6 protein-coding genes and 1 pseudogene are annotated in these 4,037 nt (G+C 68.2%); all 7 read left to right on the top strand.

Annotated elements, in window-relative coordinates; genetic code table 11:
• Positions 1-369: flagellar basal body-associated FliL family protein (locus C5O18_RS07200; RefSeq protein ID WP_105192750.1), on the top strand; the 369-nt coding region annotated here is incomplete at its 5' end.
• Between the two features lie 16 nt (positions 370-385).
• Complete coding sequence (locus tag C5O18_RS07195) at positions 386-1,342, top strand: flagellar motor switch protein FliM (protein WP_105192748.1); 957 nt, start codon at positions 386-388, stop codon at positions 1,340-1,342.
• A gap of 12 nt (positions 1,343-1,354) precedes the next feature.
• Complete coding sequence (gene fliN, locus C5O18_RS07190) at positions 1,355-1,711, top strand: flagellar motor switch protein FliN (protein ID WP_105192754.1); 357 nt, start codon at positions 1,355-1,357, stop codon at positions 1,709-1,711.
• An 11-nt stretch (positions 1,712-1,722) separates the two neighbouring features.
• Positions 1,723-2,166 carry a flagellar biosynthetic protein FliO gene (gene fliO / locus C5O18_RS07185; RefSeq protein WP_105192746.1) on the top strand — a complete coding sequence of 148 codons (444 nt, stop codon included), beginning with the start codon at positions 1,723-1,725 and terminating at the stop codon, positions 2,164-2,166.
• Entirely contained in the window at positions 2,163-2,933 is a 771-nt protein-coding gene (gene fliP, locus C5O18_RS07180) for a flagellar type III secretion system pore protein FliP (RefSeq protein ID WP_206389780.1), read from the top strand. The genes fliO and fliP overlap by 4 nt, the downstream gene beginning before the upstream one ends.
• A gap of 28 nt (positions 2,934-2,961) precedes the next feature.
• Positions 2,962-3,231 carry a flagellar biosynthesis protein FliQ gene (gene fliQ / locus C5O18_RS07175; protein WP_105192744.1) on the top strand — a complete coding sequence of 90 codons (270 nt, stop codon included), beginning with the start codon at positions 2,962-2,964 and terminating at the stop codon, positions 3,229-3,231.
• A gap of 14 nt (positions 3,232-3,245) precedes the next feature.
• Positions 3,246-3,966, top strand: a pseudogene (locus C5O18_RS10890) (flagellar biosynthetic protein FliR).
• Positions 3,967-4,037 lie beyond the last annotated feature (71 nt).

Below are 4,037 nucleotides of genomic sequence, written 5' to 3'. Positions count from 1 at the left end.
GGCGGCGCCACGCCGGCGGCCGTCAGCGCCCCGGCGCCGAAGGTGGCCAAGGACCCGCTCTACCTGACCATCGACCCGGCCTTCGTGGTCAACATCCGTGACGGCGCCCGCTACCGTTTCCTGCAGGTGCAGGTCGACCTCATGTCTCGCGATGCCATCGTCATCGCCAATGTCGAGAAGCTCATGCCGCGCCTCAAGGGCGAGCTGACCATGCTCTACAGCGCGCTCGACAGCGAGCAGGTGCATCTGCCGGAAGGCCGCCAGGCGCTGCAGAAGAACACGCTGGATCTGCTCAACAAGGTGCTCGCCGAAGAGACCGGCCGCGGCGGCGTCGAAGCGGTCTACTTCAGCAAGTTCGTGGTCCAGTGATCAGGAGATCCGGTACATGAACGACATTCTCGATCCCGCCGAATTCGATGCCCTGATGAGCAAGCCGGCGGACGCCGGCCAGTCCGCAGGCGACCGCTACGACTTCGCTGGCCAGGACTATGCCGTGCAGCGCCTGATTCCGGCGCTGTCGCTGGTGCACGCGCAGTTCGCCGAGGCCATCAAGCTGCGCCTGCGCCAGCTCATCCCCGAGTTGCAGGCCGTGCGCGCCGAGCGCGTCGCGGTGATGAAGTTCGGCGAGCTGCAGCGCATGCTGCCGACGCCGTCGGACATCAGCGTGATCAGCGCGCCGCCGCTGGCCGGCCCCATGTTCCTGGTGTTCGAGGCCGACCTGGTGTTCGGCCTCGTCAATCATTTCTTCGGCGGCCAGGGCGGCGGTGCCCGGCGCCGCAGCAGCGAGTTCTCGCCTTCCGAGAGCCGTTTCATGCAGCAGCTCGGCAAGGCCCTGCTGCCCGATCTGGCGCAGGGCTGGCACAGCGTGGTGGAGCTGTCGCCGCAGCTGCTGGAGCGTCACAGCGACCTGCGTTTCGTCGACAGCCTGGATCAGCGCGAAACCCTGCTGGCCGCGCGTTTCTCGGTGCAGCTGCCGGGCGCCGAATCGGCGATCTGGCTGCTCACGCCGTGGTCGGCGATCGAACCGGTGCGCGACCGCCTCGGCGGCCAGGGCCGCGCCGGCGGTGCCCGCCATGAACATGACGGCATCTGGCGCGAGCGTCTGCGCCTGGGTGTCGAGGCCAGCACCCTCGAGGTGGTGGCCAGCCTGGGGCGCGTCAGCATGCCGCTGTCGCGCGTGTCGCGGTTGAAAGTGGGCGATGTCATTCCGATCGACTCGCCCCAGTCGGTCGCCGTGCTGATCGAGGACCTGGAGCTGCTGCACGGCACCTTCGGCGCCCACGAGGGACAGCTGGCGGTCAGGATCGGCGGCCAGTCCGGCTCGCCGTCACGTCGTTTCTGAAGGGTGAAGACCATGCTTGAAGAGAACCGGGACGAAGCACAGGCGGAAACCCGCCCGGCGGACCTGAAGGAACTGCAGGGGCAGCCGGCGCAGGCCGGCACGGCCGGCAGCCTCAACCTCGACATGATCCTGGATGTGAATGTCACCGTGTCGATCGAGGTCGGCCGTGCCCGCATGAGCATCAACGACCTGCTCAAGCTCAGCCAGGGCGCCATCATCGAGCTCGACCGCATGGCCGGCGAACCGCTGGACGTGCTGGTCAACGGCACGCTGGTGGCGCGCGGCGAGATCGTGGTGGTGCGCGACAAGTTCGGCATCATGCTGACCGAAGTGGTCAGTCAGGAAGAGCGGCTTCGCCGCCTGCGCTGAGGCCTGCCGCCATGACCCATGCGCTTCGTGTGATCAGTCCGGCCATGCTGGCCGCCGCGACCCTGCTGGCGAGCGCCGGCGTGCGCGCGGCGGGCCCGGTGCAGGTGGCGCCGCTGTCGGCCGGCAGCGTGTTCTCGGTGCTCTTCGGCCTGGCCATCGTGGTCGGGCTGCTGCTCGGCACCGCCTGGCTGCTGCGCCGCTTCCAGAACGTGCAGCAGGCCGCGCCGGGCGTGATCCGGCCGATGGCGCAGCTGCAGCTCGGCCTCAAGGAGCGCGTGGTGCTGATCCGTGTCGGCGACGAGAACATCCTGCTCGGCTGCACGCCGCAGGGCATCCGGCCGCTGCACAGCTGGCAGGGACCGGCGCCGCAGGGCGGGGAGGGCGCACCGCTGGCGACACCGGGCGCGCCCTTCGCCGACCTGATCAAGCGCCTGCTGGCGGAGCGCAAGTCATGAATGCCGTCCTGCGCCGGGGCGGCGCGCTGATGCTGCTGGCACTGCTGGTGACGCCGGTGTCGGCCTGGGCCGAGACCCAGGGGCTGCCGCTGCTGTCGACCGCGCGCAACGCCAGCGGCGGCCAGGACTACAGCGTGCCGATCCAGATCCTCGCGATCATGACCATGCTGACGCTGCTGCCGGCCATGCTGCTCGGCATGACCGCGTTCACGCGCATCATCATCGTGCTGGCGCTGCTGCGCCAGGCGCTGGGTACCGGCCAGACACCGTCCAACCAGATCCTGCTCAGCGCCGCGCTGTTCCTGACCCTGTTCGTGATGTCGCCGGTGCTGGAGCGGGTCTATGCCGAGGCTGTGGTGCCCTACATGAACGACACCCTGACTTTCGGGCCGGCGCTGGAGAAGGCCGCCGCGCCCATGCGCGACTTCATGCTGGCGCAGACCCGCGAAGACGACATCGCCATGTTCGCCGGCATCGCCCGCAGCGGCCCCTACGCCACGCCGGACGAAGTGCCGTTCACCGTGCTCGCGGCCTCGTTCCTGACCAGCGAACTGAAGACCGCGTTCCAGATCGGTTTCCTGCTCTTCATTCCGTTCGTGATCATCGATCTGGTGGTGGCCAGCGTGCTCATGGCCATGGGCATGATGATGCTCTCGCCCATGATGATCTCGCTGCCCTTCAAGATCATGTTGTTCGTGCTGGTCGACGGCTGGTCCCTGCTCATGGGTTCGCTGGCCGCCAGTTTCGTCACCGGCCAGGCCGGCTGACCCGGACCGCGCAGAGAGGAGTCCCGAGATGACCCCGGATACCGTGATCGAGCTGGGCCGCCAGGCGCTCATCGTGACCATCCTGCTGGGCGCGCCGCTGCTGATCTCGGCGCTGATCGCCGGTGTCCTGATCGGCGTGTTCCAGGCCGCCACCCAGATCCAGGACATGACGCTGAGCTTCATTCCCAAGCTCATCGTGCTGATCATCGCCCTCGGCCTGACCGCGCACTGGATGCTCGGCCTGCTGGTCGACTACACCCGCAACCTGTTCCAGATGATTCCCGGTCTCGGGAACTGAGCGGGAGCGCGGCCATGGTCTTCTCCGATGCGCAGCTGGCCGCCTGGCTCACCGCCTGGTGGCTGCCGTTCGTGCGCATCGCCGCGGCCCTGTCGGTGGCGCCGCTGTTCGGCAGCCGCTCCATTCCGCCCCAGGTCCGCCTGATGATGTCGCTGGTGCTGGCGCTGCTGCTGATGCCCTGGCAGACCCCGGTCGAAGGCTTCGAGCCGCTGGGCATGCAGGGCGTGCTGCTGACCGCCAACGAGATCGTGCTCGGCCTGCTGCTGGGCTTCCTGCTGCAGCTGGTGTTCGAGGCCGTGCTNCATCTCGGTGGCGGTGCTGGGCCAGTTCTTCTCGATCATGACCATGCTGCTGTTCCTGGCCATGAATGGCCACCTGGCCTATATCCAGCTGGTCGGCGAGAGCTTCCGGGTATGGCCGGCCGGCTCCGCCTGGGTCAGCCCGGAGTCGCTGCAGCTCGCCACCGGGGCGCTCGGCACCATGCTGCGGCACGCGGTCGGCATCGCCATTCCGGCCGCCATGGCGCTGATGGTGGTGCAGCTGGCCATGGGCGTGATCAGTCGCTCCTCGCCGACCCTGAACCTCTTCGCCGTCGGTTTCCCGGTCACCCTGCTGGTCGGCCTGATCGTGCTCGAACGCACGCTGCCGGCGCTGCGGCCGCAGGTCGAGATGCTGCTCAACAACGCCTTCGCCACCATGAACACCTTGCTGGAGACCGGTCATGGCAGCCGCTGACGACGGTCAGGAACGGACCGAGCAACCGACCGCGAAAAAGCTCGAGGATGCCCGCCGCAAGGGCCAGGTGG

The sequence above is a fragment of the Amnimonas aquatica genome, assembly GCF_002943415.1.
Taxonomy (GTDB): Bacteria; Pseudomonadota; Gammaproteobacteria; order Pseudomonadales; family Moraxellaceae; genus Perlucidibaca; species Perlucidibaca aquatica_A.
This window is presented reverse-complemented; position numbering and strand designations above follow the sequence as displayed.

Bases quoted from the DNA above. Each gene is read 5' to 3' on its own strand.
- C5O18_RS07195 (WP_105192748.1), top strand. From the start codon at position 386: ATGAACGACATTCTCGATCCCGCCGAATTCGATGCCCTGATGAGCAAG.
- fliN (WP_105192754.1), top strand. From the start codon at position 1,355: ATGCTTGAAGAGAACCGGGACGAAGCACAGGCGGAAACCCGCCCGGCG.
- fliO (WP_105192746.1), top strand. From the start codon at position 1,723: ATGACCCATGCGCTTCGTGTGATCAGTCCGGCCATGCTGGCCGCCGCG.
- fliP (WP_206389780.1), top strand. From the start codon at position 2,163: ATGAATGCCGTCCTGCGCCGGGGCGGCGCGCTGATGCTGCTGGCACTG.
- fliQ (WP_105192744.1), top strand. From the start codon at position 2,962: ATGACCCCGGATACCGTGATCGAGCTGGGCCGCCAGGCGCTCATCGTG.